Origin of the sequence: Paenibacillus ginsengihumi DSM 21568 (assembly GCF_000380965.1) — a bacterium.
GTDB lineage: Bacteria > Bacillota > Bacilli > Paenibacillales > NBRC-103111 > Paenibacillus_G > Paenibacillus_G ginsengihumi.
Window position 1 is genome coordinate 1 of the sequence record NZ_KB905578.1, and the last position, 26,587, is coordinate 26,587.

General features: G+C 56.2%; 26 protein-coding genes and 1 other annotated feature. All 26 genes read left to right on the forward strand.

The window, feature by feature from the left end; all coding sequences use genetic code 11:
• The first annotated feature begins 743 nt into the window (after window positions 1-743).
• The 26 genes from F591_RS0115620 to rpoB all read left to right on the forward strand — a co-directional run bounded on the left by F591_RS0115620 (window position 744) and on the right by rpoB (window position 26,578).
• Window positions 744-1,205: a CtsR family transcriptional regulator gene (locus tag F591_RS0115620; protein WP_019535558.1), complete on the forward strand. Its 462-nt coding sequence runs from the start codon at window positions 744-746 to the stop codon at window positions 1,203-1,205.
• 76 nt (window positions 1,206-1,281) lie between these two features.
• The gene (gene mcsA, locus F591_RS0115625) at window positions 1,282-1,800 is read left to right on the forward strand and encodes a protein-arginine kinase activator protein McsA (protein ID WP_019535559.1); all 519 of its coding nucleotides are present in this window, start codon (window positions 1,282-1,284) and stop codon (window positions 1,798-1,800) included.
• A gap of 57 nt (window positions 1,801-1,857) precedes the next feature.
• Window positions 1,858-2,937: a protein-arginine kinase McsB gene (mcsB, locus tag F591_RS0115630; protein ID WP_019535560.1), complete on the forward strand. Its 1,080-nt coding sequence runs from the start codon at window positions 1,858-1,860 to the stop codon at window positions 2,935-2,937.
• Window positions 2,938-2,958: 21 nt separating this feature from the next.
• On the forward strand, window positions 2,959-5,409 hold the full coding sequence (gene clpC / locus F591_RS0115635; protein ID WP_019535561.1) for an ATP-dependent protease ATP-binding subunit ClpC: 2,451 nt from the start codon (window positions 2,959-2,961) through the stop codon (window positions 5,407-5,409).
• A 163-nt stretch (window positions 5,410-5,572) separates the two neighbouring features.
• Window positions 5,573-6,940 carry a DNA repair protein RadA gene (radA, locus tag F591_RS0115640; RefSeq protein WP_019535562.1) on the forward strand — a complete coding sequence of 456 codons (1,368 nt, stop codon included), beginning with the start codon at window positions 5,573-5,575 and terminating at the stop codon, window positions 6,938-6,940.
• Between the two features lie 116 nt (window positions 6,941-7,056).
• Window positions 7,057-8,139, forward strand: a complete 1,083-nt coding sequence (gene disA / locus F591_RS0115645) for a DNA integrity scanning diadenylate cyclase DisA (protein ID WP_019535563.1) — start codon at window positions 7,057-7,059, stop codon at window positions 8,137-8,139.
• Between the two features lie 75 nt (window positions 8,140-8,214).
• A complete protein-coding gene (pssA, locus tag F591_RS0115650; RefSeq protein WP_019535564.1) occupies window positions 8,215-8,952 on the forward strand; it encodes a CDP-diacylglycerol--serine O-phosphatidyltransferase in 738 nt (245 codons plus the stop codon).
• Between the two features lie 195 nt (window positions 8,953-9,147).
• Window positions 9,148-10,233, forward strand: a complete 1,086-nt coding sequence (locus F591_RS0115655; protein ID WP_026326654.1) for a PIN/TRAM domain-containing protein — start codon at window positions 9,148-9,150, stop codon at window positions 10,231-10,233.
• Window positions 10,234-10,301: 68 nt separating this feature from the next.
• Window positions 10,302-10,994 (forward strand): 2-C-methyl-D-erythritol 4-phosphate cytidylyltransferase, encoded by a 693-nt coding sequence (gene ispD, locus F591_RS0115660; protein WP_019535566.1) that lies wholly within the window; start codon window positions 10,302-10,304, stop codon window positions 10,992-10,994.
• A gap of 35 nt (window positions 10,995-11,029) precedes the next feature.
• Window positions 11,030-11,515, forward strand: coding sequence for a 2-C-methyl-D-erythritol 2,4-cyclodiphosphate synthase (gene ispF, locus F591_RS0115665; protein WP_026326655.1), 486 nt, complete (start codon window positions 11,030-11,032; stop codon window positions 11,513-11,515).
• Window positions 11,516-11,544: 29 nt separating this feature from the next.
• Window positions 11,545-12,996 (forward strand): glutamate--tRNA ligase, encoded by a 1,452-nt coding sequence (gltX, locus tag F591_RS0115670; protein ID WP_019535568.1) that lies wholly within the window; start codon window positions 11,545-11,547, stop codon window positions 12,994-12,996.
• Between the two features lie 484 nt (window positions 12,997-13,480).
• Window positions 13,481-14,137: a serine O-acetyltransferase gene (gene cysE, locus F591_RS0115675; protein ID WP_019535569.1), complete on the forward strand. Its 657-nt coding sequence runs from the start codon at window positions 13,481-13,483 to the stop codon at window positions 14,135-14,137.
• Between the two features lie 3 nt (window positions 14,138-14,140).
• A complete protein-coding gene (gene cysS, locus F591_RS0115680) occupies window positions 14,141-15,538 on the forward strand; it encodes a cysteine--tRNA ligase (protein WP_019535570.1) in 1,398 nt (465 codons plus the stop codon).
• A gap of 23 nt (window positions 15,539-15,561) precedes the next feature.
• Window positions 15,562-16,146: a ribonuclease III domain-containing protein gene (locus tag F591_RS0115685; protein WP_019535571.1), complete on the forward strand. Its 585-nt coding sequence runs from the start codon at window positions 15,562-15,564 to the stop codon at window positions 16,144-16,146.
• 11 nt (window positions 16,147-16,157) lie between these two features.
• Complete coding sequence (rlmB, locus tag F591_RS0115690) at window positions 16,158-16,898, forward strand: 23S rRNA (guanosine(2251)-2'-O)-methyltransferase RlmB (RefSeq protein WP_019535572.1); 741 nt, start codon at window positions 16,158-16,160, stop codon at window positions 16,896-16,898.
• Window positions 16,899-16,926: 28 nt separating this feature from the next.
• Window positions 16,927-17,445 carry an NYN domain-containing protein gene (locus F591_RS0115695; protein WP_019535573.1) on the forward strand — a complete coding sequence of 173 codons (519 nt, stop codon included), beginning with the start codon at window positions 16,927-16,929 and terminating at the stop codon, window positions 17,443-17,445.
• Window positions 17,446-17,590: 145 nt separating this feature from the next.
• Window positions 17,591-18,235: an RNA polymerase sporulation sigma factor SigH gene (sigH, locus tag F591_RS0115700; RefSeq protein ID WP_019535574.1), complete on the forward strand. Its 645-nt coding sequence runs from the start codon at window positions 17,591-17,593 to the stop codon at window positions 18,233-18,235.
• Window positions 18,236-18,469: 234 nt separating this feature from the next.
• A complete protein-coding gene (gene rpmG / locus F591_RS0115705; protein ID WP_019535575.1) occupies window positions 18,470-18,619 on the forward strand; it encodes a 50S ribosomal protein L33 in 150 nt (49 codons plus the stop codon).
• A 17-nt stretch (window positions 18,620-18,636) separates the two neighbouring features.
• Window positions 18,637-18,849, forward strand: a complete 213-nt coding sequence (secE, locus tag F591_RS0115710) for a preprotein translocase subunit SecE (protein WP_026326657.1) — start codon at window positions 18,637-18,639, stop codon at window positions 18,847-18,849.
• A 25-nt stretch (window positions 18,850-18,874) separates the two neighbouring features.
• The gene (gene nusG / locus F591_RS0115715) at window positions 18,875-19,408 is read left to right on the forward strand and encodes a transcription termination/antitermination protein NusG (protein WP_019535577.1); all 534 of its coding nucleotides are present in this window, start codon (window positions 18,875-18,877) and stop codon (window positions 19,406-19,408) included.
• Window positions 19,409-19,451: 43 nt separating this feature from the next.
• Window positions 19,452-19,877, forward strand: coding sequence for a 50S ribosomal protein L11 (rplK, locus tag F591_RS0115720; protein ID WP_019535578.1), 426 nt, complete (start codon window positions 19,452-19,454; stop codon window positions 19,875-19,877).
• An 87-nt stretch (window positions 19,878-19,964) separates the two neighbouring features.
• The gene (rplA, locus tag F591_RS0115725; RefSeq protein ID WP_019535579.1) at window positions 19,965-20,657 is read left to right on the forward strand and encodes a 50S ribosomal protein L1; all 693 of its coding nucleotides are present in this window, start codon (window positions 19,965-19,967) and stop codon (window positions 20,655-20,657) included.
• Window positions 20,658-20,718: 61 nt separating this feature from the next.
• Window positions 20,719-20,920: a sequence feature (ribosomal protein L10 leader region), on the forward strand.
• Between the two features lie 104 nt (window positions 20,921-21,024).
• Window positions 21,025-21,537 (forward strand): 50S ribosomal protein L10, encoded by a 513-nt coding sequence (rplJ, locus tag F591_RS0115730; protein ID WP_019535580.1) that lies wholly within the window; start codon window positions 21,025-21,027, stop codon window positions 21,535-21,537.
• Window positions 21,538-21,617: 80 nt separating this feature from the next.
• Entirely contained in the window at window positions 21,618-21,983 is a 366-nt protein-coding gene (rplL, locus tag F591_RS0115735; RefSeq protein WP_019535581.1) for a 50S ribosomal protein L7/L12, read from the forward strand.
• Between the two features lie 108 nt (window positions 21,984-22,091).
• A complete protein-coding gene (locus tag F591_RS0115740; RefSeq protein ID WP_019535582.1) occupies window positions 22,092-22,688 on the forward strand; it encodes a class I SAM-dependent methyltransferase in 597 nt (198 codons plus the stop codon).
• A gap of 353 nt (window positions 22,689-23,041) precedes the next feature.
• A complete protein-coding gene (gene rpoB / locus F591_RS0115745; RefSeq protein ID WP_026326658.1) occupies window positions 23,042-26,578 on the forward strand; it encodes a DNA-directed RNA polymerase subunit beta in 3,537 nt (1,178 codons plus the stop codon).
• Window positions 26,579-26,587: the final 9 nt, after the last annotated feature.

The following is a 26,587-nucleotide window of genomic DNA, read 5'->3' on the forward strand; positions in this document are numbered from 1 at the left end:
AGTGAATCAGCAAATGTTGTATTTTGTACAACAAAAACGGGGAAATATACCGCTCTAGCGGCCTAATGTTGTAGAAAGTGCAACATTTCGGGCGATGTTCCCGGGTTTGCAGCCAAACGCGCCCAAATTGTTGCACAAAGTGCAATATTTCTCTGCCTCCTGTACGTAGGATGAGGGAAATGTTGCATTTTTTGCAACATTCGTCGCCCAATGCTCGGTTGTGCCCGGGAAGGTCAGCCCTAATATGAAGTTTGCATGGTCAGGGGAGTTTCAGCGGCTAAAGAGAAGTTTGCACGGTCAGGCGAGGTTCGGCGGCTAACCGATGACGAGCGCTTTCGTCATCGGTCTTCATCTTCGGCGAATTTTTCAAGACAGGGCGCTTGAAAGTTCCTCGCCATTACATGAATCCAGCGGCTTCGACGCATAATATGGACAGCTTAAACAAACGTTTTGCGACCCACTTGCATTTCTAAGCAAATTTGCTATAATGAACTTAAAGTCAAAGAAAGTCAAAGTCAATTTGACTGATTGTTTCGTCATTTGACGATAATACGGGTAGTTGCGCCATTTGACGATAATCGGATAGTTTCGTCTTTTGACGATCATACTGGTTATTTCGCCTTATAGCGAGAATGATGGATGGATACAGCACTTGGCATTGCCATACGCGGAATGTAAAGAGCCTTCGAACAAGAATCCATTTCATCGGTCATCAATTCGTTTAAGCAATTGGAGGGTCCTTGATGCGCAATGTTTCAGAAATCATCGAGCAGTATCTGAAGCAGATTTTGCAGCATAGTCCCGATGGTATCATTGAAATTCAGCGCAATGAGTTGGCCGATCAATTCAACTGTGTGCCTTCCCAGATCAATTACGTGATCAGCACTAGGTTTACGCTGGAGAAGGGATACGTTGTAGAGAGCAAACGAGGCGGCGGCGGATATATCCGCATTCAAAAGATTGAGCTGAATTCTCACAAAGCGGTATTGGATCACATCTTTCAGACGATTGGCAATAATATCGATCAGAACACTTCCGAAGGCTTGATTTATTCGCTCAAGGAAAGAGGATATTTGAGCGCCAGGGAAGCAGCCCTGATGAAAGCCGCGGTATCCCGCGACGTGCTGAAGCTCAAATTGCCGCTCCGCGACGAGGTCAGAGCCGGCCTGCTCAAGGCGATGCTGGTCTCATTGCTTACCAAATAAACCGCGTAAACCGCGGGTCATGGCTCACAGCGTCAACAAAGGGCTCATTCCCAAAGGGCCATAAGGAGGGACACGAATGCTCTGTCAAGAATGCGGCAAGAAGCAGGCAACGCTTCATTTTACCAAGATTCTCAATGGAGAGAAAACGGAGTTCCACATTTGCGAAAGCTGCGCCAGAGAGAAGGGAGAACTGATACCGGGAACACCCAACGGCTTTTCCATTCACAACCTGCTCTCGGGACTGCTTGATTTCGATCCGGCCGCGCATAGCTCCGTTGCCAACAAAGTACAGCCGACGCGCTGCGAGCATTGCGGATTAACGTATACGCAGTTCAGCAAAGTAGGGCGGTTTGGCTGCAGCCATTGTTACCAGTATTTCGGGGAAAGGCTGGACCCTTTGTTCAAAAGAGTGCACGGCAATACCGTACATGTCGGGAAGGTGCCGAAGCGCTCCGGCGGGATGATCAAATTCAAGCGGGAGCTGGATGATTTGAAGAAAGAGCTTCAGCGGCGCATCGAAAATGAAGAGTTTGAACAAGCCGCGCTGCTCAGAGACCGCATCAGGGAGATAGAGAGGAAAGTTTCCGAAGGATAGCCTGGAAAAGCGAAGGCGTTAGGCAAACCCGGATGTTCGCGAGGGAGGAGTAGGCATATGGCAGAAACGGATCGTTTTACAAGAAATGCGTTAAGCGACTGGATGAAGGGCGAAGGTCCCGAATCCGATATCGTCATTAGCAGCAGAATCCGCATTGCCCGCAATTTGCAATCATATCCGTTTCCGATGCTGGCGACCAATCAACAGTCGAAGGAAGTGCTTGCCAAAGTTGCGAACCTGTTATCGAATGAGGATTTGTCGGAAATCAGCCGGTTTACGCTGCTGCCGCTGAGCGAGCTGAGCGAGCTGGAGAAGAAAGTGCTTGTCGAGAAGCATCTGATCAGTCCGGCGCTGGCCAACGAATCGCGCAACGGGGCTATTATCCTCAGCGATAATGAGTCGATTGGCATTATGGTGAATGAAGAAGACCATTTGCGAATACAATGCTTGTGCCCTGGCTTTCAAATTAAAGAAGCGTGGGATTTGGCCAGCCGGATCGACGACATTTTTGAAACGCAGCTTGATTATGCCTTTGACGAAAAGAGAGGGTATTTGACCAGCTGCCCGACGAATGTGGGCACAGGCATTCGAGCCTCGGTGATGCTGCATCTGCCGGCGCTCGTATTGACGCAGCAAATTAACCGCATTTTGTCGGCTATCACGCAAGTGGGCCTGACGGTCAGAGGAATTTACGGAGAAGGCAGCGAGGCGCTGGGCAATCTGTTTCAAATTTCCAACCAAATCACGCTTGGGCAGTCCGAGGATGAGATTATCGACAATCTGTACAGCGTCGTCCGGCAAATTATCGGGCACGAAAGGGCGGCGCGGCAGCGGCTCATTCAAGAGACCAAGGTCAAAATTTTCGACCGGGTCAGCCGCTCATACGGCACGCTTTCCTACGCGGGAATCATGGATTCCAAGGAAGCGGCCCAGCGTCTGTCCGACGTGCGCTTGGGCATCGATCTGGGCTTTATTCGCAATGTGAGCACCCGGACGCTTAACGAGCTGCTGGTGATGACGCAGCCCGGATTTTTGCAGCAGTCGGCAGGAGATAAGCTGACGCCCGAAGAAAGAGACATAAGGAGAGCGCAGCTCATTCGAGAAAAGCTGTCTCGTCCTACCGGCAACGAACATTAATCCACTTTGGAGGTGTTACTCATGATGTTTGGCAGATTTACGGAACGCGCGCAAAAAGTGCTGTCACTCGCTCAAGAGGAAGCCGTAAGGCTGGGACATAACAATATCGGCACAGAGCATATTTTGCTCGGATTGATTCGCGAAGGCGAAGGAATTGCCGCCAAAGCGCTGATTGCGCTGGGACTGGGCCTGGAGAAAATTCAGGACGAGGTCGAATCGCTGATCGGCCGCGGACAAGAGCAGCCAACGAATATCGCATATACGCCGCGCGCAAAAAAGGTCATTGAGCTGTCTATGGACGAGGCGCGCAAGCTTGGACATACTTATGTAGGCACAGAGCATATTTTGCTCGGATTGATTCGCGAAGGCGAAGGGGTTGCGGCCCGCGTCCTGAACAACCTGGGCGTAAGCCTGAATAAGGCGCGGCAGCAAGTGCTGCAGCTGCTTGGCAGCAGCGAGGTGGTGTCCAGCAATCATGGTAACACCGCCAATGTCAGCACGCCGACACTGGACAGCCTGGCCCGCGATTTGACGGCCATCGCCAAAGAGGGCAACCTCGATCCGGTGATCGGGCGCAGCAAAGAGATCGAGCGTGTCATTCAAGTGCTCAGCCGCCGCACCAAAAACAACCCGGTGCTCATCGGCGAGCCTGGCGTCGGCAAGACGGCGATCGCCGAAGGACTGGCGCAAAAAATTATCGCCAACGAAATTCCCGAGACGCTTCGCGACAAGCGCGTCATGACGCTCGATATGGGCTCGGTCGTGGCGGGCACGAAGTATCGCGGCGAATTTGAAGACCGCCTGAAAAAAATTATGGATGAAATTCGTCAAGCCGGCAATATCATTCTGTTCATCGACGAGCTGCATACGCTGATCGGCGCCGGCGGCGCGGAAGGGGCAATCGACGCCTCCAACATTTTGAAGCCGGCCTTGGCTCGCGGCGAGCTGCAGTGCATCGGGGCGACGACGCTTGACGAGTACCGCAAATATATCGAAAAAGACGCTGCGCTGGAACGCCGCTTCCAGCCGATTACGGTCGATCAGCCGACGCCGGAAGAGGCGATCCAAATTTTGATGGGGCTGCGCGACCGCTACGAGGCGCATCACCGCGTCAAAATTACAGACGAAGCGATCGAGCAGGCGGTGCGGCTGTCGGACCGCTACATTACCGACCGGTTCCTGCCGGATAAGGCGATCGACCTGATCGACGAGGCCAGCTCCAAGGTAAGGCTTCGCTCGTATACGGTGCCGCCGGATCTGAAGAAGCTCGAAAGCCGGCTGGAGGATATCCGCAAAGAGAAGGATGCGGCCGTCCAAAGCCAGGAATTCGAGAAGGCGGCATCGCTGCGCGACACCGAGCAGAAGATTCGCGAAGAATTGGAATCGACGCGCAACGAATGGAAGGAAAAGCAGGGGCGCACCGATTCCGAGGTGACGCCGGACGATATCGCACAAATCGTGACGAGCTGGACCGGCATTCCGGTGGTGAAGCTGGTCGAGGAAGAGACCGACCGCTTGCTGAAGATGGAAGAAATTTTGCATGACCGCGTCATCGGCCAGGAAGAAGCCGTCAAGGCGGTCAGCCGGGCGATTCGTCGGGCGAGAGCCGGCCTGAAAGATCCGAAGCGCCCGATGGGCTCGTTCATCTTCCTTGGTCCGACGGGCGTCGGTAAGACGGAATTGGCCCGCGCGCTGGCCGAGGCGATGTTTGGAGACGAAAACTCCGTCGTCCGCATCGACATGTCGGAATATATGGAGAAGCATTCGACTTCGCGGCTTGTCGGGGCGCCTCCCGGATACGTCGGATACGAAGAAGGCGGCCAGCTCACCGAGAAGGTTCGCCGCAAGCCATACTCCGTCGTGCTGCTGGACGAGATCGAGAAGGCGCATCCGGAAGTGTTCAACATTTTGCTTCAAGTGCTGGAGGACGGCCGGCTGACCGATTCCAAAGGCCGCACCGTCGACTTCCGCAACACGCTGATCATTATGACGTCGAACGTCGGCGCGGATACGATCAAGAAAAATTCGACGCTGGGCTTCACCGCTTCGAATGATTCCGAGCGCGACTACAACAACATGAAGGATAAAGTGATGGGCGAGCTCAAGAAGAGCTTCCGTCCGGAGTTCCTGAACCGGATCGATGAAATCATCGTCTTCCACTCGCTGGAGGAGAAGCACATCGCCGAGATCGTCGCGCTGATGGCCGACGAGCTGCGCAAGCGGCTGAAGGACCAAAACGTCGATTTCATCCTGACGGACAAAGCGAAGGCCTTCCTGGCGAAAGAGGGCTTCGATCCGACCTTCGGGGCCAGACCGCTGCGCCGGGCGATCCAGAAGCATATCGAGGACCGCTTGTCCGAAGAGCTGCTGCGCGGCAACATTTCCAAGGGAGACCATCTGATCATCGACGAGCAGGATGGCGAGCTGACCGTCAAACGAACGGAGGAAGTGCCGGCAGGGTCAGTTGAATAAATCAGTTGAAATATAAGAAGGAGGCCGATGAGGCCTCCTTTTTGCCGTCTTTGCCGTGCCAAGCAAGGGGAAGGCGGAAATCGCCGCACAAAGAGGTTTTCAAGACGAAGGGGACATGGTAAACTTTAGTATAGATGTCTATGACAAGTCAGGAGAAAGACGCATGGCCAGGACGAAAACGAAGTTTTTTTGCCAGGAGTGCGGATACGAGGCTCCCAAATGGTTGGGGAAGTGTCCGGGCTGCCAGGCTTGGAATACGTTCGTGGAAGAATTGGATACGGGCGGCAAGTCTAATGGATACCATTCTTCTCTTGTGAGGACGAAAGAAAAAGCGGTTTCCATCATACATATAAAAGGCGGAGAAGAAGAGCGAATTGAGACCAGTATCAGGGAACTGAACCGGGTGCTGGGCGGCGGCATCGTGCCGGGTTCGCTCATTCTTGTCGGCGGCGATCCGGGAATCGGCAAATCGACGCTGCTGCTGCAAACGTCTCACGAGCTGACCAAGCGCGGCCTCAAGGTGCTGTATATTTCCGGAGAGGAATCGGTTCGCCAGACGAAGCTGCGCGCCGACCGGCTCCAGGCGGTATCGCCGCTCCTGTTCGTGCTGTGCGAGACGAACCTGGAGCATATCGAAGCGGCGATTGATGAGATCGAGCCCGACTTTTTGGTCATCGACTCGATTCAGACCGTATATCATTCAGCCGTTGCTTCCGCGCCGGGCAGCGTATCGCAGGTGCGCGAGTGCACGGGGCATTTTATGCGCTTAGCCAAAATAAAGGGAATTGCAACGGTCCTAGTTGGCCATGTTACTAAAGAAGGAGCGATTGCCGGACCGCGGCTGCTTGAGCATATGGTCGATTGCGTGCTGTATTTCGAAGGAGAACGGCATCATTCGTACCGGCTGCTGAGAGCGGTGAAGAACCGGTTCGGCTCGACCAACGAAATCGGCATTTTCGAGATGCGCGAAAGCGGTTTGACAGAGGTCACCAATCCGTCCGAGCTGTTCTTGTCCGAAAGGCCGCTCGGCGTGGCCGGATCGACGGTCGTGGCCAGCATGGAAGGAACCCGGCCCGTGCTGGTCGAGCTGCAGGCGCTCGTCTCCCAGACGAATTTTCCGTCTCCCCGCCGCATGGCGACAGGCTTCGACCACAACCGCTTGTCGCTGATCATCGCGGTGCTGGAGAAACGAATGGGCATGTTCCTGCAAAATCAAGACGCTTACTTGAATGTGGCGGGCGGCGTCAAGCTTGATGAGCCTGCTGTCGACCTGGCGGTGGCAGTCAGCATCGCCTCCAGCTTCCGAGAGCATCCGACCAGACCTTTCGATGTCGTCTTCGGGGAGGTCGGGCTGACCGGCGAGGTTCGCGGCGTCTCGCGCGCCGACCAGCGCGTGCGGGAGGCGGAGAAGCTTGGCTTCCAAAGGGTCATCCTTCCTGCCAAGAGCATGAAGGGCTGGAATCCTCCCCAGGGCATCGAGCTGATCGGCGTGAACACGGTCGCCGAGGCGCTGACTGCCGCATTAGGATAGTACGTATCAACAACACAAGGTTTTCAGACAAGGTGCATACAGAGCGGCCGAACGATAGCGATCAGGCCGTCTCCTGAGGAACGCTTGGTCTGCAAACATCCGACTGGAGGCACAGCATGAGCAAGGATGAAGCCAAACGGGAGGTTACGCTAAGCCAGCTGCTTCAGCTGGTCGCTCCCGGAACCCCTTTCCGCGAAGGGCTGGAGAATGTGTTGCGGGCCAAGACCGGCGGGCTGATTGTCGTAGGCTATAGTCCCGAGGTCATGGAGATTGTGGACGGAGGATTCTCGATCAACTGCGAGTTTACTCCGAATTATTTATATGAATTGGCCAAAATGGACGGCGCCATCATCTTGAGCGAGGATCTGCGCAGCATTCTATATGCCAATACGCAGCTCGTGCCCGATTCGACGATCCCTTCAACCGAGACAGGCATCCGTCACCGGACGGCGGAGCGCGTGGCCAAGCAGACGGGGAAGCTGGTCGTATCCATTTCCCAGCGGCGCAACGTCATCACCCTGTATCAAGGCAATTTGCGGTATGCGCTGAAAGATATCGGCGTTATTCTGACGAAAGCGAACCAGGCGATTCAGACGCTGGAGAAGTACAAGTCGGTGCTGGATCAAGCGCTCACCAATCTGGGAGCTTCCGAATTCGAGGAGCTGGTAACGCTTCATGACGTCACCGGCGTGATGATGCGCATCGAGATGGTGCTGCGGGTCAAGGCGGAAATCAAACGGTACATTAACGAGCTCGGCAACGAAGGGCGCCTGATCAGCATGCAGCTGGAGGAGCTTGTCGGCAACACGGAGCAGGAAGCGCTGCTGCTGATCAAGGACTACATGCGCGAGCTGAACGAGGAGAAGATCAGGGAGCTGATGGGAGCGCTCAAGCGGCTGGCATCTGACGATATGCTCGACCACCCTCACATTGCCCGGCTGCTCGGATACCCGAACGCCTCTGGAAGCACCGAGGAAACGATTGCCCCGCGCGGTTATCGGGTGCTGCACAAGATCCCGCGGCTGCCTTCCGTCATTATTCAAAATCTTGTGGAGCGCTTTCAAGACTTGCCGCATCTGATGATGGCGACGATCGAAGAGCTCGACGACGTGGACGGCATCGGGGAAGTGCGAGCTCGCACGATCAAGGAAGGTTTGAAGCGAATCCAAGATCAGGTGCTCATTGACAGACATATCTAACTTGCATACAATCAGAGGGTAGCCTAAATAAGTAATCGGATTTAGGGTACAGTATAACCAGAGGTGGATTCTTAAATGATAACCAAATCCCTTCCGAATATATTTACGATAGGCAATCTGTTCCTCGGTATCATCTCAATTATTCTCGTGTTTAACAATAATCAAGAACTGGCGGCTATTATGGTCATCGTAGCGATGCTGCTCGACGGCCTGGACGGACGGGTGGCCCGGGCGCTCAACGCGCAGAGCGAGTTCGGCAAAGAGCTGGATTCCTTGTCGGATGTCATTTCCTTTGGCGTGGCGCCAGCGTTCATCATGTATGTCACGGCTTTCACCGAGCTGAATGCGGCGGCAGCCTGGATCGTGACCGCCATCTTCCCGATCTGCGGAGCGCTTCGTCTGGCCCGCTTCAATGTCGTAGCCGGGGTGCCGGGTTATTTCATCGGCCTGCCGATTCCGGCGGCCGGCGGCATGCTCTGCACGCTAGCGTTGTTCCATAGGGAACTGAATCCATACGTTCTGGTGTTTGCCACGCTGCTCTTGTCTTATTTGATGATCAGCACGGTCAAATACCCGAATTTCAAGCGGGTCGGCATTCCGAAGGCGGCGATCTGGGTCACGCCATTCGTCGTCATCGCGGCGGTTGTGCTGGCCGTCATTTTCCCGGGCACGCTGTCCAAGATGATTTTCATTCCCCTGGTGCTCTATGCGCTGTACGGACTAAAAAAAAACGTTGACCGTCTTTCCCGCAGAAGGAGAAGACGCAAGGAGCAGTCGCTGGAAGAGATGGAATCCAACAGCACGCCGTTGTGACGGCTTGCCTGGACCAGCGATTAATCGAATAATCAAAACGAGGAAGAATGAAAAGCATTTATTTTCCTGCCGCAAGGATGTGGAAAATAATGCTTTTTTTTGTGCATCCGCCGCTTGAAGTGGATTAGAAAGCGAGCTTTTGGTTCATAATGGTAAGGTGAGTGAAGGAAACAGGAGAGGCTGGAGGTGAAATCTATGATGAAAAAGTGGTTTCAAGTTCTATTGGCCGTGATCGGCGGATTGCTCGCGGCGGAATGGAGCGATCGAATCGGGAAGCCGTTAATCGAAGTCATAGCTCCTGTACTGGGAATTCAGGAAACGGAATGGCTGGCTTATTGGATGTTTGGACTCGGTGCATTATTCGTCTATGCATGCAGTGCATGGGCTATCGACGCGGGGCTTCGCCTCATTCGCGAAGGAGAAGAGAGGGTGGCGCGCGTGCCCGTCACCGACCTATTGTCCGGCACGCTGGGGATGGCCGTCGGACTGCTCTTGGCGACGTTGCTGCTGAACCCGTTCGAACGGGCCGGGTTATCCCCTCCGCTGCTGCATGTGTTGTTGGTCGCGCTGTTCGCTTACGCGGGCTACCGGCTCGGGAGGACGAAGCGGGAGGAACTGCCGGCAGCGCTTGGCGCCCGCGCAGGCAAGGCGGAGAAGGAAGTCAAAGGCTTCGAAGAGCACAAAATTTTGGATACCAGCGTGATCATCGACGGGCGGATCGCCGATATTTGCAAGACAGGCTTCATTGAAGGAACGCTCGTCATCCCCGAATTCGTGCTGGAGGAGCTGCAGCATATCGCCGATTCGTCGGATTTGCTTAAGCGCAACCGCGGCCGCCGCGGATTGGACATCCTGAACAAGATCCAGAAAGAACTGGATGTGAAGGTGCTAATCTACGAAGGGGATTTCGACGAAATCTCCGAAGTAGACAGCAAGCTGGTGAAGCTGGCCAAGGTGCTCGGCGGCAAAGTCATCACGAACGATTTCAACTTGAACAAAGTGTGCGAGCTGCAGGGTGTATCCGTGCTGAACATCAACGATTTGGCCAATGCCGTGAAGCCGGTCGTGCTTCCCGGAGAAGAAATTGTCGTTCAGGTCATCAAGGACGGCAAGGAGCACGGCCAAGGGGTCGCTTATCTGGACGACGGCACGATGATCGTGGTCGAAGGCGGCCGGGACTTTATCGGCACGACGCTGGACGTGCTGGTCACGAGCGTGCTGCAAACTTCGGCGGGACGAATGATTTTCGCCAAGCCGAAGCTATTGGAAAAAGCGCTGTAACAAGGTATGATTATAGGGACGCCCCTGTCGCCTGTCAGGGTGCGCATACTTGTTGCAGGAGGACGGCCGTGAAGGACAAGCTTGGCGTAATCGTCGTCGCCGCGGGCAAAGGCACGCGGATGGGGACTCAGGATAGCAAGCAGTTTTTGACATTGGGCGGCAAGCCGATCCTTGTACATACATTGGAACGGCTCGGGCGGGTGGATATTGTGGAGCGCATCGTCGTCGTGACAGCGGCGGAGCATATTGCGCGGTGCGAATCCTATATCGGCCGCTACGGGCTGAAGAAGATCGCGCAGATCGTCCCTGGCGGAAGAGAACGCCAGGATTCCGTCCGTGCCGGAATCGAAGCGCTGGGAGACGCCGTTGAATGGGTGATGGTTCATGACGGCGTCCGCCCGTTTCCGGCCGAGGCGCATGTGCGGCGCTGCTACGAGACGGCGCGGGAAACGGAGGCGGCCGTGCTGGCGGTTCCCGTCAAGGACACGATCAAGGTGGTGGACGCGGATGGCGTCATCCAGTCGACACCGGACCGTCGAAGCTTGTGGGCGATTCAGACCCCGCAGGCTTTTCGTCTTTCCTTGCTGCGGGAAGCCCACGAGCAGGCCGCCAGGGATGGCTTTGCGGGCACGGACGATGCGATGCTGGTCGAGCGGCTTGGCGTGAAGGTGCGTGTCGTCGAAGCGGACTATTACAATATTAAAATTACGACGCCCGAGGATTTGCCTTGGGCGGAATGGATCTATCGGCATGTGAGGTAAGCCTCGGCGCCGAATGCGGGAATTGGGGGAGAACGATGATACGGATAGGACAAGGGTTTGACGTGCATCAATTGACGGAAGGACGCAAGTGCATCATCGGCGGGGTGGAAATCCCGTACGAGAAAGGCCTTCTCGGCCATTCCGATGCGGATGTGCTGCTGCACGCCGTCAGCGACGCGATTCTGGGGGCGCTGGCGCTGGGCGATATCGGCAAGCATTTCCCGGATACGGACGAGGAGTACAAAGACGCGGACAGCTACAAGCTGCTCGTTCGCGTATGGCAGCTTGCCAAGGAAGCGGGGTACCGCCTCGGCAATGCCGATGCGACGATCATCGCCCAGAAGCCGAAGATGGCGCCGTACATTCCGGCGATGGTTGAACGCATTGCCGCTGCCCTGGAGGCGGAGCCGTCGCAGGTTAACGTCAAGGCCACGACGACCGAACAGCTCGGATTCACCGGCCGAGGCGAAGGCATTGCCGCACAAGCGGTTGTTTGTCTTGTCAAAGATGTGCTATCATAACTCATAATATTTTCCGGGGAGACATGACGATGAGCAACCTTCGCGTAAGATACGCCCCCAGTCCGACGGGGCATCTGCATATCGGCGGGGCAAGAACCGCCTTGTTCGATTATTTGGTCGCCCGCAAAATGGGGGGGCAATTTATTATTCGCTTCGAGGATACCGACCAGACGCGCCACATCGAATCGGGAATCGACAACCAGCTGGACGGATTGCGCTGGCTCGGCATCCAGTGGGACGAAAGCGTCGATATCGGAGGACCTTACGGCCCTTACAGGCAGACGGAGCGGCTCGAGCTGTATCGTCCGTTCACCGATCAGCTGCTGCAGAGCGGCCACGCTTACCGCTGTTATTGCACGGAGGCGGAGCTGGAGCAAGAGCGGGCGGAGCAGGAGGCTCGCGGGGAAACGCCGATGTATTCCGGCAAATGCCGTCATTTGACGGCCGAGCAGGAGGAGCGGTACCGGGCTGAGGGACGCCGGCCGTCCATCCGTTTTCGCGTGCCGCAAGACCGGATCATCGCTTTCGACGACCGGATTCGGGAGCGGGTCGAATTCGAGACAAGCGGCATCGGAGATTTCATCATCGTGCGTCCGGACGGCATTCCTACGTACAACTTCGCCGTTGTCCTGGACGATCATCTGATGAAGATCAATCTCGTGATCCGGGGAGAAGAGCATCTGACCAATACGCCGCGGCAAATCATGATATACGAAGCGCTGGGCGTCGAGGTGCCGGAATTCGCTCATCTGTCCCTGATTTTGAATCAGGACCGCAAAAAGATGAGCAAGCGCGACGAATCGATCATCCAATTCGTCGAGCAGTACAAGGAGCTCGGCTATTTGCCGGAGGCGGTCGTCAACTTCATCGCGCTGCTCGGCTGGGCGCCGAAAGGCGAGGAGGAGATTTTCAGCCTGGAGGAGCTGGTAGCGCAGTTCGATCTGGACCGGGTATCGAAGAGTCCTGCCGTCTTCGACATGGACAAGCTGAATTGGATGAACAATCTGTATATCAAAAAAGCGGACCCGGCCCGCATCGTGGAGCTGGCGATTCCTCATCTGCAAAAGGCGGGGAGACTGCCTTCCGAACTGACGGCGCAGCAGCGGAGCTGGGCGGAGGATTTGATTCGTCTGTATCAGGAGCAGCTTCGCTTCGTCGCCGAGATCGTTCCGCTGTCCGAGCTGTTCTTCCGCGAGGAAATCAGCTTCGAGGAGGAAGCGAAGGCGCTGCTGGCTGAAGAGCATGCGCCCGTCGTGCTAAGCAGCTTCCTTCGCCAGGTGGAGCAGGCGGGAGAGATTGCCGCCGAAGGCTGGAAAGATTTGCTGAAGGCCGTACAGAAGGAGACCGGCTACAAGGGCAAGCAACTTTTCATGACCGTCCGCGTGGCGTTGACCGGACAAATGCACGGCCCGGATCTGAACATGACGCTGCATCTGCTGGGCCGGGAGACGGTGATGGCGAGGCTGAAGAAGTTATTGTAAACCGCCGTCATTTCCGCTATACTATTGGCATCAATAATCCCGAACATGGGGCGGCGCTGGCCGCCAATCGTTCGGGGGCGCAGGCGACGAGCGGGGAGCGGCAAGCATCGCAGGTCGCCCGCGCCGATATTCGAATCAGGCTGAGAACGGGAGAGTACGCTGCATTAACGGATTTCCAGAGAGGACGACCGGATGCGAGTCCGGCTGGAAGTCGTCCAGTCCCATGCAGACGGAAGTGCACCCGGGAGCCGCGAAGGCGAACGTTCTTTGCCGCGCGATAGGGCGGCCGGAGAGCGGGCAGCCTTGCGCCGGAACGTTCACGTTAAGAACGCATGAGATGGGGAGCGGGCTTGTTCTCTCGCGCCTGGATTCCCCAAGCAGAGTGGAACCGCGTTATTGCACGCCTCTGCAGCCTTGACAGGCTGCGGAGGCTTTTTTAATTTATGGAGTGATGGAGCTTAAGCTAGGAAAGTGGTGGCTTCGGATGTTCAAGCGAATGAAAGAAGATATCGAGACCGTCTTCGAGAATGACCCGGCGGCCCGCAACTGGTTCGAGGTCGTGTTCACTTACTCGGGACTGCATGCGCTCTGGGCGCATCGGATAGCTCATTGGTTCTACAAGAAAAAGTGGTATACACTGGCGCGCATCATTTCGCAGTTCAGCCGCTTCATGACGGGGATCGAGATCCATCCCGGCGCAGTGATCGGCCGCCGCTTTTTCATCGATCACGGGATGGGCGTCGTCATCGGCGAAACGTGCGAGATCGGCGACAACGTGCTGCTGTATCACGGCGTAACGCTCGGCGGCACCGGCAAGGAGAAGGGGAAGCGGCATCCGACGATCGGCAACAATGTGGTCATATCGGCTGGAGCGAAGGTGACCGGTTCGTTCAAGATAGGGGATAATTCCCGGATCGGGACGAATGCGGTCGTACTGAGCGAGGTGCCGCCGAACAGCACGGTCGTCGGCATTCCCGGCCGCGTCGTGAAGCGGGACGGCGTCCGCGTCGGGCGGCTGGAGCACGACAAGCTGCCCGACCCGATCGTCGATACGTTCCGTCAGATGCAGCAGCAGATCGACGAGCTGAAGGCGGAGCTGGAGAAAGTCAAGCAAAATTCCGATAGCAGAGAAAGGGTTTAACATATGGCGCTGAAAATTTATAACACGATGAGCCGAACGAAGGAAAGCTTCGTGCCTCTGACGCCGGGCAAAGTGAAGATGTATGTCTGCGGCCCGACCGTATACGACTACATTCATATCGGCAACGCGCGGCCGCTTATTTTCTTCGATGTGGTCCGCAGATATCTGGAGTCGGAAGGCTACGAGGTCAGCTACGTCGTCAACTTCACCGATGTGGACGATAAGCTGATCAAGAAAGCGAACGAAGCGGGAAGCTCGGTGCCGGAGGTGGCCGAGCGTTTCATTGCCCAGTACCATGAGGACGCCGGCGGTCTTGGGGTGCGCGAGGCGTCGCTGCATCCGCGCGTGACGCAAAATATGGAGGAGATCATCGCTTTCATTGCCGGACTCGTCGATAAAGGGCTCGCTTACGAAAGCGGAGGCGACGTCTATTACCGCACGTCGAAATTCCCGGATTACGGCAAGCTGTCGCATCAAAATCTGGAGGAGCTGCAATTCGGCATCCGGATCGAGGTGGACGAACGCAAGGAGAATCCGCAGGATTTCGTGCTCTGGAAGGCGGCCAAGCCCGGGGAGATCAGCTGGTCCAGCCCGTGGGGCGAGGGACGGCCGGGCTGGCATATCGAATGCTCGGCGATGGTGCGCAAATATTTGGGCGATACGATCGACATCCACGGCGGTGGGCAAGATTTGACCTTTCCTCATCATGAATGCGAGATCGCGCAGTCGGAAGGACTCACCGGCCATCCGATGGCCCGGTACTGGATGCATAACGGCTTCGTCAATATCAACAACGAGAAAATGTCCAAGTCGCTCGGCAACGGCATTAACGTGAACCGGCTGCTGCAATCGATACCGGCGGAAGCGATCCGCTATTTCATGCTGTCGGGGCATTACCGCAATCCGCTCAACTTCAGCGACGATGCCGTCGAGCAGGCGAAGAACAGCTTGCAGCGGATCGAGAACTGCCTGGCGAATCTGCGGCACAGGCTCGGTTCCGCCGAGCCCGGGGAAGCGGAGGCTTCCGTCAGGGAGACGATCGAATCGGTCCGGAAGCAGTTCAAGGCGAAGATGGACGACGATTTCAATACGCCGGACGCCATTACGGCCATCTTCGAGCTGGTGCAGGCGGCCAATGCCTATCTGGCCGGGGCGCGCGTCGTCGCCGGCTCCATCGAAGCGTTCCTCGCGCAGTTCGAGGCGATGGATCGCGTGCTGGGCATACTAGCTAAAGCCGAGGACGAGCTGCCGGGCGACGAGATCGACCGGCTCATCGCCGAGCGGACGGAAGCGCGCAAGGCCAAAAACTGGGCAAGGGCGGACGAAATCCGCGATTTGCTGATGGAACGCGGCATCGTGCTCGAAGATACGCCGCAAGGCATCCGCTGGCGGCGCAAATGAGCGGAGCGCAAGGAGGAGAACGCTTGTTCCTGGCTGCGGAGCAGGAGGCCGGAGGCGCGAAATGGTCCGGGCCTCCGCAAGAAGGGCAAGCGGCGGCGCCGGCGGGGACGGAGTGCGGCCATGGCGATCCCCCCGGCAGCCTGCCGCAGGCAGCGGGCAAGGATACCGCCGCAGCAGCGTTCGGTCCGGAGCTGCTCTTGTACCCGCCGGCGCGGGACCCGAAGCTGCTGAATCCGCTCGTGCTGGCTTATGTCGGCGACGCGGTGTTCGAGATGTTCGTACGGCAATACGTCGTTTCTCAGGCAAACCACCGCCCTCATCATCTGCACCGTTCCTCGGTCCGGTACGTCTCGGCCAAGGCGCAGTCGCGCGCCTTGGAGCTGTGGATGCCGGAATTGTCGGAGGAGGAGCTCGAGATCGTGAGAAGGGGGCGCAACGCCAAATCGGGGAGCGTCCCCAAAAGCGCCGACGTGCTCGAGTATCGGCACAGCACGGCCTTCGAGTGCCTGATCGGATATTTGTACTACATGCAGCGGTGGGAACGGCTTCGCGGGCTGATCGAGCTAATCTTGGGCGAGCGCCAGGACAAGGACCAAGGGAAGGGGTAGCAGGAACGACTATGGAAGAATTTATTGTCGGCAAGCATTCGGTATTAGAGGCGCTTCGCTCGGGGAGAACCGTTCATAAAATATGGATATCCGAGCAGGCGCAGAAGCAGGCGGTTCAGCCCATTGTGGCCGAGGCCAAGCGTCGCGGCGTGATCATTCAGCCGGCGGACAAGCGCAGGCTCGACCAGATGGCCGCAGGCGTGCAGCACCAAGGGGTCGTCGCCCAGGCGGCAGCTTATGAATATGCCGAAGTTGACGACATTTTGCAGCGTGCAAAAGTGCGGGGCGAGCAGCCGTTCGTGCTCATATTGGACGAGATCGAGGACCCTCACAATCTCGGCTCGATTCTGCGCACGGCCGACTGCACCGGGGCGCACGGCGTCATTATCCCGAAGCGGCGCTCCGTCGGCTTGACCGCGACCGTATCCAAAACGTCGGCGGGAGCGGTCGAATACGTGCCGGTCGCCCGCGTGACCAACATTGCGCAGACGATGGAGGATTTGAAGCGCCGCGGCATCTGGATCGCCGGGGCCGATGCGGCGGCCGAGCGGACGGTATTTCAGGAAAATTTGAATGTGCCTCTGGCGGTCGTGATCGGCAACGAAGCGAAAGGGATCGGGCGCCTGATTAAGGAAAAATGCGATTTTCTGCTGAAGCTGCCGATGTTCGGGAGCATCAATTCGCTGAATGCCTCCGTGGCCGCATCGGTATTCATGTACGAGGTCGTGCGCCAGCGTATGGCCGCCCGCTAGTCGGGCGGCCTTGGGCCTGCGGGTGAATATGATTCAGGAAATTCTCATCGTAGACGGCTACAATATCATCGGCGCATGGCCTGAGCTGCAGAAGCTGAAGGAGATCAGTCTGGAAGAGGCGCGCGACCAGCTGATCCAGATTTTGGCCGAATATCAGTCGTACTCCGGCATGAAGGTCATTCTCGTGTTCGATGCGTACTATGTGCCCGGGATTGGCAAAAAATATATGCAGAGCAAGCTGGCGGTTTTTTTTACGAAGGAGAAGGAGACGGCGGACGAGCTGGTCGAGCGCCTGGTCAGGGAACATATCGGCAGGCGTAAGCAAATCTATGTCGCCACCTCCGATATGACGGAGCAGCACGTCATATTCGGGCTTGGAGCTTTTCGCATATCGGCCAGAGAGCTGCTCGTCAAGGTCCGTCAGTCGCGGCATGATATCCGGAAGAAAATCCAGGAGACGGCGTCCCGCAGAAACAATACGCTTGACAGCAAGCTGACCGGCGAGCAGCGGGATTTGTTCGAAAAGTGGCGCAGGGGAGAGCAGTGAAGGCCGGCGGGAAGGGCCGGTCCGGCCGGCGGACGGCTTGCCGGGATCGCGGGCGGCGGCTTTCGTTCGGGAATTCGGTTGACGGTAACAGATTACATAATGTATACTAATCCTATCTTTCATGCGCTGGGCCGGAGGGATTGTAGTGGGTGTCGACCTCAAAGAATTGAGAAAGCTTGAGTACGATCTCAAGGCCGACGAGGATCTGGTCGAAGCAGTGCGCTTGGGAGACAGCGACGCGCTGGAATATTTGATCAACAAGTATAAGAACTTCGTTCGCGCAAAGGCGCGATCCTATTTTTTGATCGGCGCCGACCGGGAAGATATCGTCCAGGAAGGAATGATCGGCCTGTACAAGTCGATCCGCGATTTTCGCGGCGACAAGCTGGCGTCCTTCAAGGCCTTTGCCGAGCTGTGCATTACCCGCCAAATCATAACGGCCATCAAGACGGCCACCCGTCAGAAGCATATTCCTCTCAATTCCTACGTATCGCTGGACAAGCCCATCTACGATGAAGATTCCGACCGCACGCTGCTCGACGTGATCTGCGGCTCCCGCGTATCCGACCCCGAGGAGTTAATTATCAACCAGGAAGAATTCAGCGGTCTGGAAGACAAGATGGGAGAAATATTGAGCGATCTGGAACGGCGAGTGCTGATGCTGTATTTGGACGGCAGATCGTATCAGGAGATCGCTGTGGATCTGGATCGGCATGTGAAGTCGATCGACAATGCGCTGCAGCGGGTGAAGCGAAAGCTGGAACGATATTTGGAAGTGAGAGACGGATGATTTTTGAAGCGCCTATGCCGACGGTCGTAAGGTGCTTTTTTTGTTACCGTCCCGTTTAACCGCGCATCGAATGGTCGATAATGGTTACAATGGAGCGGTTCAATGTTAATCCTATTTCCTTGACATCGGATAGGCCGTATGATACATTGTTTGGGTGGCCTTTAAATTGAGGCGTTTTTGTGCTGATCATTTAAAGGCGAATCATTAAGGCTGGAACCGTAGGAGGTGTACATCATGCGGGTGATCATCACGTTAGCGTGTACGAACTGCAAGCAAAGAAACTATACATCCACTAAGAACAAGCGCAACCATCCGGACCGCATGGAGTTCAAGAAATACTGCAAGTACTGCAACGAACAGACCGTGCATCGCGAGACTCGCTAAGCTTTGGGGGTGTAGTTGTGTCCTTTTTGGCAAGGATGAAGCAGGGTTTCGGGCGCACATTCGGCTACTTCGCGGACAGCTGGTCCGAATTGAAGAAGGTCAAATGGCCTACTCGTAAAGAGTTGACAAGCTACACGCTGGTCGTGCTGTTTACGATCGCCTTCGTCACGGTGTACTTCTACGTTCTGGATTTGGGAATTTCCGAGCTGCTTCGCCTCGTGTTCCAATAATATGAGCTGACGGGTGGCGATAGGAATGGAGAAGAGATGGTACGTCGTACATACCTATTCCGGGTATGAGAACAAGGTTAAGGCCAATTTGGAGAAGCGCGTCGAATCCATGGATATGAAGGACAAGATTTTTCGTGTGCTCGTACCCATGGAAGAAGAAGTCGTGAACAAGGACGGCAAGAGGAAGACGGTCATGCGCAAGGTGTATCCCGGATACGTGCTCGTGGAGATGATCCAGACGGACGATTCGTGGTACGTGGTGCGCAATACGCCCGGCGTTACCGGATTCGTAGGATCGACCGGTTCAGGGTCGAAGCCGACGGCGCTGCTGCCTGAGGAAGTCGACGCCATCCTGAAGCACATGGGCATCGAAGAGCCGAAGCCGAAGATCGACTTCGAGCTGAAGGACTCGGTGCGCGTGAAGGTCGGACCCTTTGCCAATTTTGTCGGTACCGTGGAAGACATTCTCGTCGACAAAAGCAAGCTGAAGGTTCACGTCAATATGTTTGGCCGGGAAACGCCGCTCGAGCTGGACTACCATCAGGTAGAGAAGCTGTAACGAGGGGAACCCTGTCAGATTACGGACAAGGAGGTGCTACACAATGGCAAAAAAGGTCATCAAAATCGTTAAGCTGCAAGTGCCTGCGGGCAAAGCGAATCCGGCTCCGCCGATCGGTCCCGCACTCGGTCAAGCAGGGGTTAACATCATGGCGTTTTGTAAGGAATTCAACGCGCGTACCGCGGATCAAGCAGGTCTGATCATTCCTGTTGAAATTTCGGTATTCGAGGACCGTTCCTTCACCTTCATCACCAAAACGCCGCCGGCGGCTGTCCTGCTTCGCGTCGCTGCGGGAATCGAGAAAGGTTCCGGCGAGCCGAACAAGAAGAAAGTCGCTACGGTCAAACGTGCGAAGGTGCGTGAAATCGCCGAGCAAAAAATGCCTGACCTGAACGCGGCATCCGTCGAGGCTGCTATGCGTATGATCGAAGGTACGGCCCGCAGCATGGGCGTTGCGATCGAGGACTAAGGCGTTTATCGGTTTGCGGCATGCGGCCGCAGGCCTCATGTGGGAGGATTTTCTTTCCGCTAACACCACCATAGGAGGAATGGCCAGATGGCTAAACATGGCAAGAAGTATACAGAAGCTGCCAAGCTGATCGATTCCGAAGCTCTTTATGAGTCCCTTGAAGCGATTGAGCTTGTGAAAAAAGCGGCTACTGCCAAATTCGACGAGACCGTCGAAGTGGCCGTACGCCTGGGCGTTGACCCGAGAAAGCAAGACCAAGCCGTTCGCGGCGTCGTTGTACTGCCTCACGGCACTGGTAAGACCAAGCGCGTTCTTGTATTCGCCAAAGGCGAGAAAGCCAAGGAAGCGGAAGCGGCAGGCGCCGATTTCGTCGGCGATCAAGACATGATCAACAAAATCCAGCAAGGCTGGCTCGACTTCGATGTCTGCGTGGCGACGCCGGACATGATGGGCGAAGTCGGTAAACTCGGCCGTATTCTCGGCGGCAAAGGGTTGATGCCGAACCCGAAGGCCGGCACGGTAACGCTCGACGTAGCCAAAGCCGTGCAGGAGATCAAAGCAGGTAAAATCGAGTATCGTCTGGACAAAGCCGGACAAATTCACGCGCCGATCGGCAAAGTGTCTTTCGATGCCGAGAAGCTGAATGAGAACTTCCGCGCGCTTGTGGAGGCGCTCGTTCGTGCGAAGCCGGCTGCTGCCAAAGGCGTATACCTGAAAAACATTTCGGTATCCTCCACGATGGGCCCTGGCGTTCGCGTCAACCCGGCGGCATACCGTTAATGGATGAGCTTTGACGTTGACTTTTGCGAGTCGACGTGATAACCTGATTTAGGTTATCAATAACATGTGAATATGCTTACCGTAGACAGCAGGTGCGGAAGGGAAGAGAGTGCCCTGAAGCTTAATTTCCTGCCGAGGTGTTATGATACAGTATCGGAATTCTGCATGCCCGTCAGCCCGTTCCCAGAACGAGAATGACGCCTGAAGATACCCGGAATGATCATGCCTTCGCTCATGTCTGCGAAGGCATTTTCGTTGTTCCAGGCTACGCGCCGGGAACAGCGTGCCTCGACGAAGGTTGTATTCACGGTAAGTTGAACGAGAGCAAGCTGCGGTTTGTTTGTAGAAATCAATAGGAGGTGCACCCATGGCAAACGCGAAAATCATTGAGCAGAAAGCTCAACAGGTTGCGGTTTTGGCGGAGAAGCTGAAAGAAAGCTCCTGCACGATCGTTACCGATTACCGCGGTTTGAACGTGGCTCAAGTAACGGAGCTTCGCAAGCAGCTGCGTGAAGCGGGCATCGAGTTCCAGGTTCTGAAGAACACCCTGGTTCGCCGCGCGACAGCGAATGCCGAGCTGTCCGAATTGGACGCATACTTGACAGGGCCGACGGCCATTGCATTCAGCAAAGACGATGTGGTGACTCCGGCCAAAATTTTGACGGAGTTCGCCAAAGCTAACGAGAGTCTGTCCGTGAAAGCGGGCGTTGTTGAAGGCAAAATCGTAGACGTAGCCCAAATCAAGGCGCTGGCGGCTCTGCCTTCCCGCGAAGGCCTTCTGTCCATGCTGCTTAGCGTGCTGCAAGCGCCGATGCGCAACTTCGCCCTTGCAGTCAAAGCTGTTGCGGACCAGAAGAACGAAGGCGCTGCAGAGGCGTAATCGCTGCTCGGTCACGCGCGAGACGGTTCGATCATCGATCTATTAAGATATCGATCAATTAAGATAATGGAGGTTTAACCATGAGCAAAGAGCAAATCCTGGAAGCCATTAAAGGCATGTCTGTACTGGAACTGAACGATCTCGTAAAAGCAATCGAAGAGGAATTCGGCGTAACGGCGGCAGCGCCGGTTGCCGTTGTAGCTGGCGGCGGCGGCGGAACCGAAGCGGCTGAGCAATCCGAATTCGACGTTATCCTGGCTAACCCTGGCGGTTCCAAAATCAACGTCATCAAAGTCGTTCGCGAAATTACGGGTCTCGGCCTGAAAGAAGCGAAAGACCTGGTAGACAACGCTCCGAAGCCGCTGAAAGAGAAAGTGTCCAAAGAAGAAGCGGACAGCATCAAAGCGAAGCTCGAAGAAGCTGGCGCTACTGTAGAAGTGAAGTAATTTCCGAAAGGAACGATACCCCTTGCAGAGACCCTCTCTTCAAGGGGTTTTGCATTTGACGGGAAGCTGCTGGAATCGGAAACGATATAGAAAGGGCGGTTCATCAAGGTGGCGGAGCATTATTATTCGCAAAAGCCGACGGCTGGACACGATCTTTATACGATCGAAGCGACGCTGAGGGGGAGGGCGTATTCTTTTCAAAGCGATGCCGGCGTCTTCTCCAGGAAAGGGATCGACTTCGGCTCGCGTCTGTTGATCGAGACGATGGAGCTCGCGAGCGATGCGCGGGTGCTGGATGTGGGCTGCGGCTACGGACCGATCGGGCTCGCGGCGGCGGCGCTGGCCCACCGGGGTACGGTGACCATGATCGATATTAACGAAAGGGCTATCGAGCTGGCGAAGAGGAATGCCCGGCGCAACGGCATAGCGAATGTGCGCATTCTGCAAAGCGACCGCTTAAGCGAGGTGCTTCAGGAGCGGTTTGACGCCGTGCTGACCAATCCGCCTATCCGGGCCGGCAAGGACGTCGTTCACGGCATTTTCGAGCAAGCGGCCGAAGTGCTTGTTCCCGGGGGAGCGCTCTGGGTCGTCATTCAAAAGAAGCAGGGAGCGCCGTCGGCCTTCGCCAAGCTGGAGGAGCTTTTTGCTTCCGTAGAGGAAGTGCGTAAAGACAAGGGATACCGCATTTTCAAAGCCGTGAAATGAAGGGGGTCAATGAGATGGAAGGGCTGGAAATATTGTTTGACTTGAAAGTTGCGATATGATATTATTATATAATGTCAGTATTAAGATTGGGTTAAATGTCTTTAGTGAGCTAAAATGTCAAGAATTTTTTATCGGGGGATGAATAAAATTTTGACATGTCGCGTATAATGTTAAAATTTTCCGTGAACCCTAGTAAGTATGTGGAAAAGTGAGTATGGCGAAGGACAAACGGCCGCAAGTAGCACATCGCTTCTGAGCGGAGTTTTCACTTCTACGGCGATGCAGTGCGGAGTGGAAGCGTTCGGGCAGGCTTGTGTTTAGTCCTATTGAGTAGACTTGAGAGGTGAATGAAGTTGGCGGGTCATTTGGTACAATACGGTCGACGCAAACGCAGGTCTTACGCGCGGATTCATGAAGTGTTGGAAGTTCCGAACCTCATTGAAATCCAACAAAAATCGTACGAATGGTTTTTGGACGAAGGGTTGCGCGAGATGTTTCAGGATATTTCCCCGATCCAAGACTTCACGGGGAATTTGGTGTTGGAATTTATCGACTACAGTCTGGGCGAGCCCAAGTATTCCGTCGATGAAGCCAAGGAACGCGACGTCACCTACGCAGCGCCGCTTCGCGTGAAGGTCCGCCTCATCAATAAAGAAACCGGCGAGGTCAAGGAACAGGAAGTGTTCATGGGCGATTTCCCGCTGATGACCGAGACGGGGACTTTCATTATCAACGGCGCCGAACGGGTCATCGTCAGCCAGCTCGTTCGCTCTCCCAGTGTCTATTTCAGCACAAAAACCGACAAGAACGGCAAAAAAGCATATACCGCAACCGTCATTCCGAATCGCGGCGCATGGCTGGAGCTCGAGACGGATGCGAAAGATATCATCTATGTTCGGATCGACCGCACGCGTAAAATTCCGGTCACGGTGCTTTTGCGCGCGCTTGGCTTCGGTACGGACGCGGAAATCATCGATCTGCTCGGGGACGATGAATTTATCCGCAATACGCTGGACAAAGACAACACGGATTCGACCGACAAGGCGCTGATCGAAATTTACGAGCGCCTGCGCCCGGGCGAGCCTCCGACGCTCGATAACGCCAAGAGCTTGCTGGTCGCCCGCTTTTTCGACCCGAAGCGCTACGATCTGGCGAATGTCGGACGCTACAAGATCAATAAGAAGCTGCACATCAAGAACCGCCTGTTCAATCAGCGGCTGGCCGAAACGCTGGTCGATCCGGATACCGGGGAGATCATTGCCGAAGCAGGCCAATTGATCGATCGCCGACTGCTCGATACCATTCTTCCGCATCTGGAGTCCAATGTCGGCTTCAAGGAATATTCGGTTGCCGGCGGAGTGACCGATTCGGATAAAATTCAGCTGCAGAGCGTCAGCGTCTACTCCCCGCAGGAGGACGGCAAGATCGTCAAGGTGATCGCCAACGGCAAGATCGACAAGACGGTCAAGCACATCACGCCGGCGGATATCATCGCCTCGATCAACTATTTCATCGATCTGCTGCACGGCATCGGCAGCACGGACGATATCGACCATCTCGGCAACCGCCGTCTGCGTTCCGTCGGCGAGCTGCTGCAGAACCAGTTCCGGATCGGATTGTCCCGGATGGAGCGCGTCGTGCGCGAGCGGATGTCGATTCAGGACGTCAATACGATTACGCCGCAGCAGCTTATTAACATCCGGCCGGTCATTGCGGCCATCAAGGAGTTTTTCGGCAGCTCGCAGCTGTCCCAGTTCATGGACCAGACGAACCCGCTCGCGGAGCTTACGCATAAGCGCCGGCTGTCGGCGCTCGGACCGGGCGGTCTGACCCGGGAGCGCGCCGGCTTCGAGGTGCGGGACGTTCACCACTCCCACTACGGGCGGATGTGTCCGATCGAGACGCCGGAAGGTCCGAACATCGGTCTGATCAACTCGCTCTCGACCTTCGCGCGGGTGAACGAATTCGGCTTTATCGAAGCGCCGTACCGGCGCGTAGACCCGAATACGGGCATCGTGACCGACGAAATTTCGTATTTGACGGCCGACGAGGAGGACAACTATGTCGTCGCTCAGGCGAACGCAGAGCTGACGGAGGACGGCCGCTTCGCGAACGATACGGTTATCGTGCGCTACAAGGACGAGATTTTGACGCTGCCGAAGGACCGCGTCGATTACATGGACGTATCGCCGAAGCAGGTGGTTTCCGTGGCGACGGCGCTCATCCCGTTCCTGGAGAACGACGACTCGAACCGTGCGCTCATGGGTTCGAACATGCAGCGGCAGGCGGTTCCGCTGCTCATTCCGAAGGCTCCGCTCGTCGGTACGGGCATGGAGCATAAGGCGGCCAAGGACTCGGGCGTGTGCGTCGTATCCAAGGTGAACGGCGTCGTCGAGCGGGTGACGGCCAACGAGGTGTGGGTGCGCCGCCAGGAGGTTGTCGACGGCAAGGTCGTAACCGGCGATCTCGTCAAGCACAAGCTGCACAAGTTCCTTCGCTCCAACCAGGGCACATGCATCAACCAGCGTCCGATCTGCCGCAAGGGCGAGCAGGTGCGGGTAGGCGACATCCTCGCCGACGGCCCGTCCACGGAGCAGGGCGAATTGGCGCTCGGACGCAACGTCGTCGTTGCGTTCATGACCTGGGAAGGCTACAACTACGAGGACGCGATCTTGCTCAGCGAGAAATTGGTGAAGGAAGACGTCTATACGTCCATTCACATTGAAGAATACGAATCCGAGGCGCGGGATACGAAGCTCGGTCCGGAGGAAATTACGCGCGACATTCCGAACGTCGGCGAAGATGCGCTCAAAAATCTCGACGAACGCGGAATCATTCGGGTCGGCGCGGAAATCGCCGCAGGCGACATTCTTGTCGGCAAGGTTACGCCGAAGGGCGTCACCGAGCTGACGGCCGAAGAGCGGCTGCTGCATGCGATTTTTGGCGAGAAGGCCCGCGAAGTGCGCGACACGTCGCTGCGCGTTCCTCACGGTACGGACGGAATCGTCGTGGACGTCAAAGTCTTCACCCGCGAGAACGGCGACGAGCTGCCGCCGGGCGTCAATCAGCTCGTGCGCGTATACATCGCCCAGAAGCGGAAAATCTCCGAGGGCGACAAGATGGCCGGACGTCACGGCAACAAGGGCGTCATCGCGCGGATTTTGCCGGAGGAAGACATGCCGTTCCTGCCGGACGGCACGCCGGTTCAGGTCGTGCTGAACCCGCTCGGCGTTCCGTCGCGGATGAATATCGGCCAGGTGCTGGAGGTTCACATCGGCATGGCCGCCCTCAAGCTCGGCATTCACGTCGCCTCGCCGGTGTTCGACGGCGCGACCGAATACGACGTATTCGACACGATGGAGGAAGCCGGCATGCAGCGCAACGGCAAGACGCTGCTGTATGACGGCCGGACAGGCGAACCGTTCGAACGGGAAGTGACGGTTGGCGTCATGTATATGATTAAGCTTGCCCACATGGTTGACGATAAAATTCATGCCCGTTCCACAGGCCCGTACTCCCTCGTTACGCAGCAGCCGCTGGGCGGTAAAGCGCAGTTCGGCGGACAGCGCTTCGGGGAGATGGAGGTGTGGGCGCTCGAGGCATACGGCGCAGCCTATACGCTTCAAGAGATTCTCACGGTCAAGTCTGACGACGTGGTCGGCCGCGTGAAGACGTACGAGTCGATCGTGAAGGGCGAGAACGTACCGGAGCCGGGCGTTCCGGAATCGTTCAAGGTATTGATCAAGGAGCTGCAAAGCTTGGGCATGGACGTCAAGATCTTGTCCGACAACGAGGAAGAGATCGAACTGAAGGAAATCGACGACGAGGACGATGTGGCCGGCGACAAGCTCAACCTGAATCTGGAAGGCTCGGAGATGGGCGTAGAATAATCGCCCCTT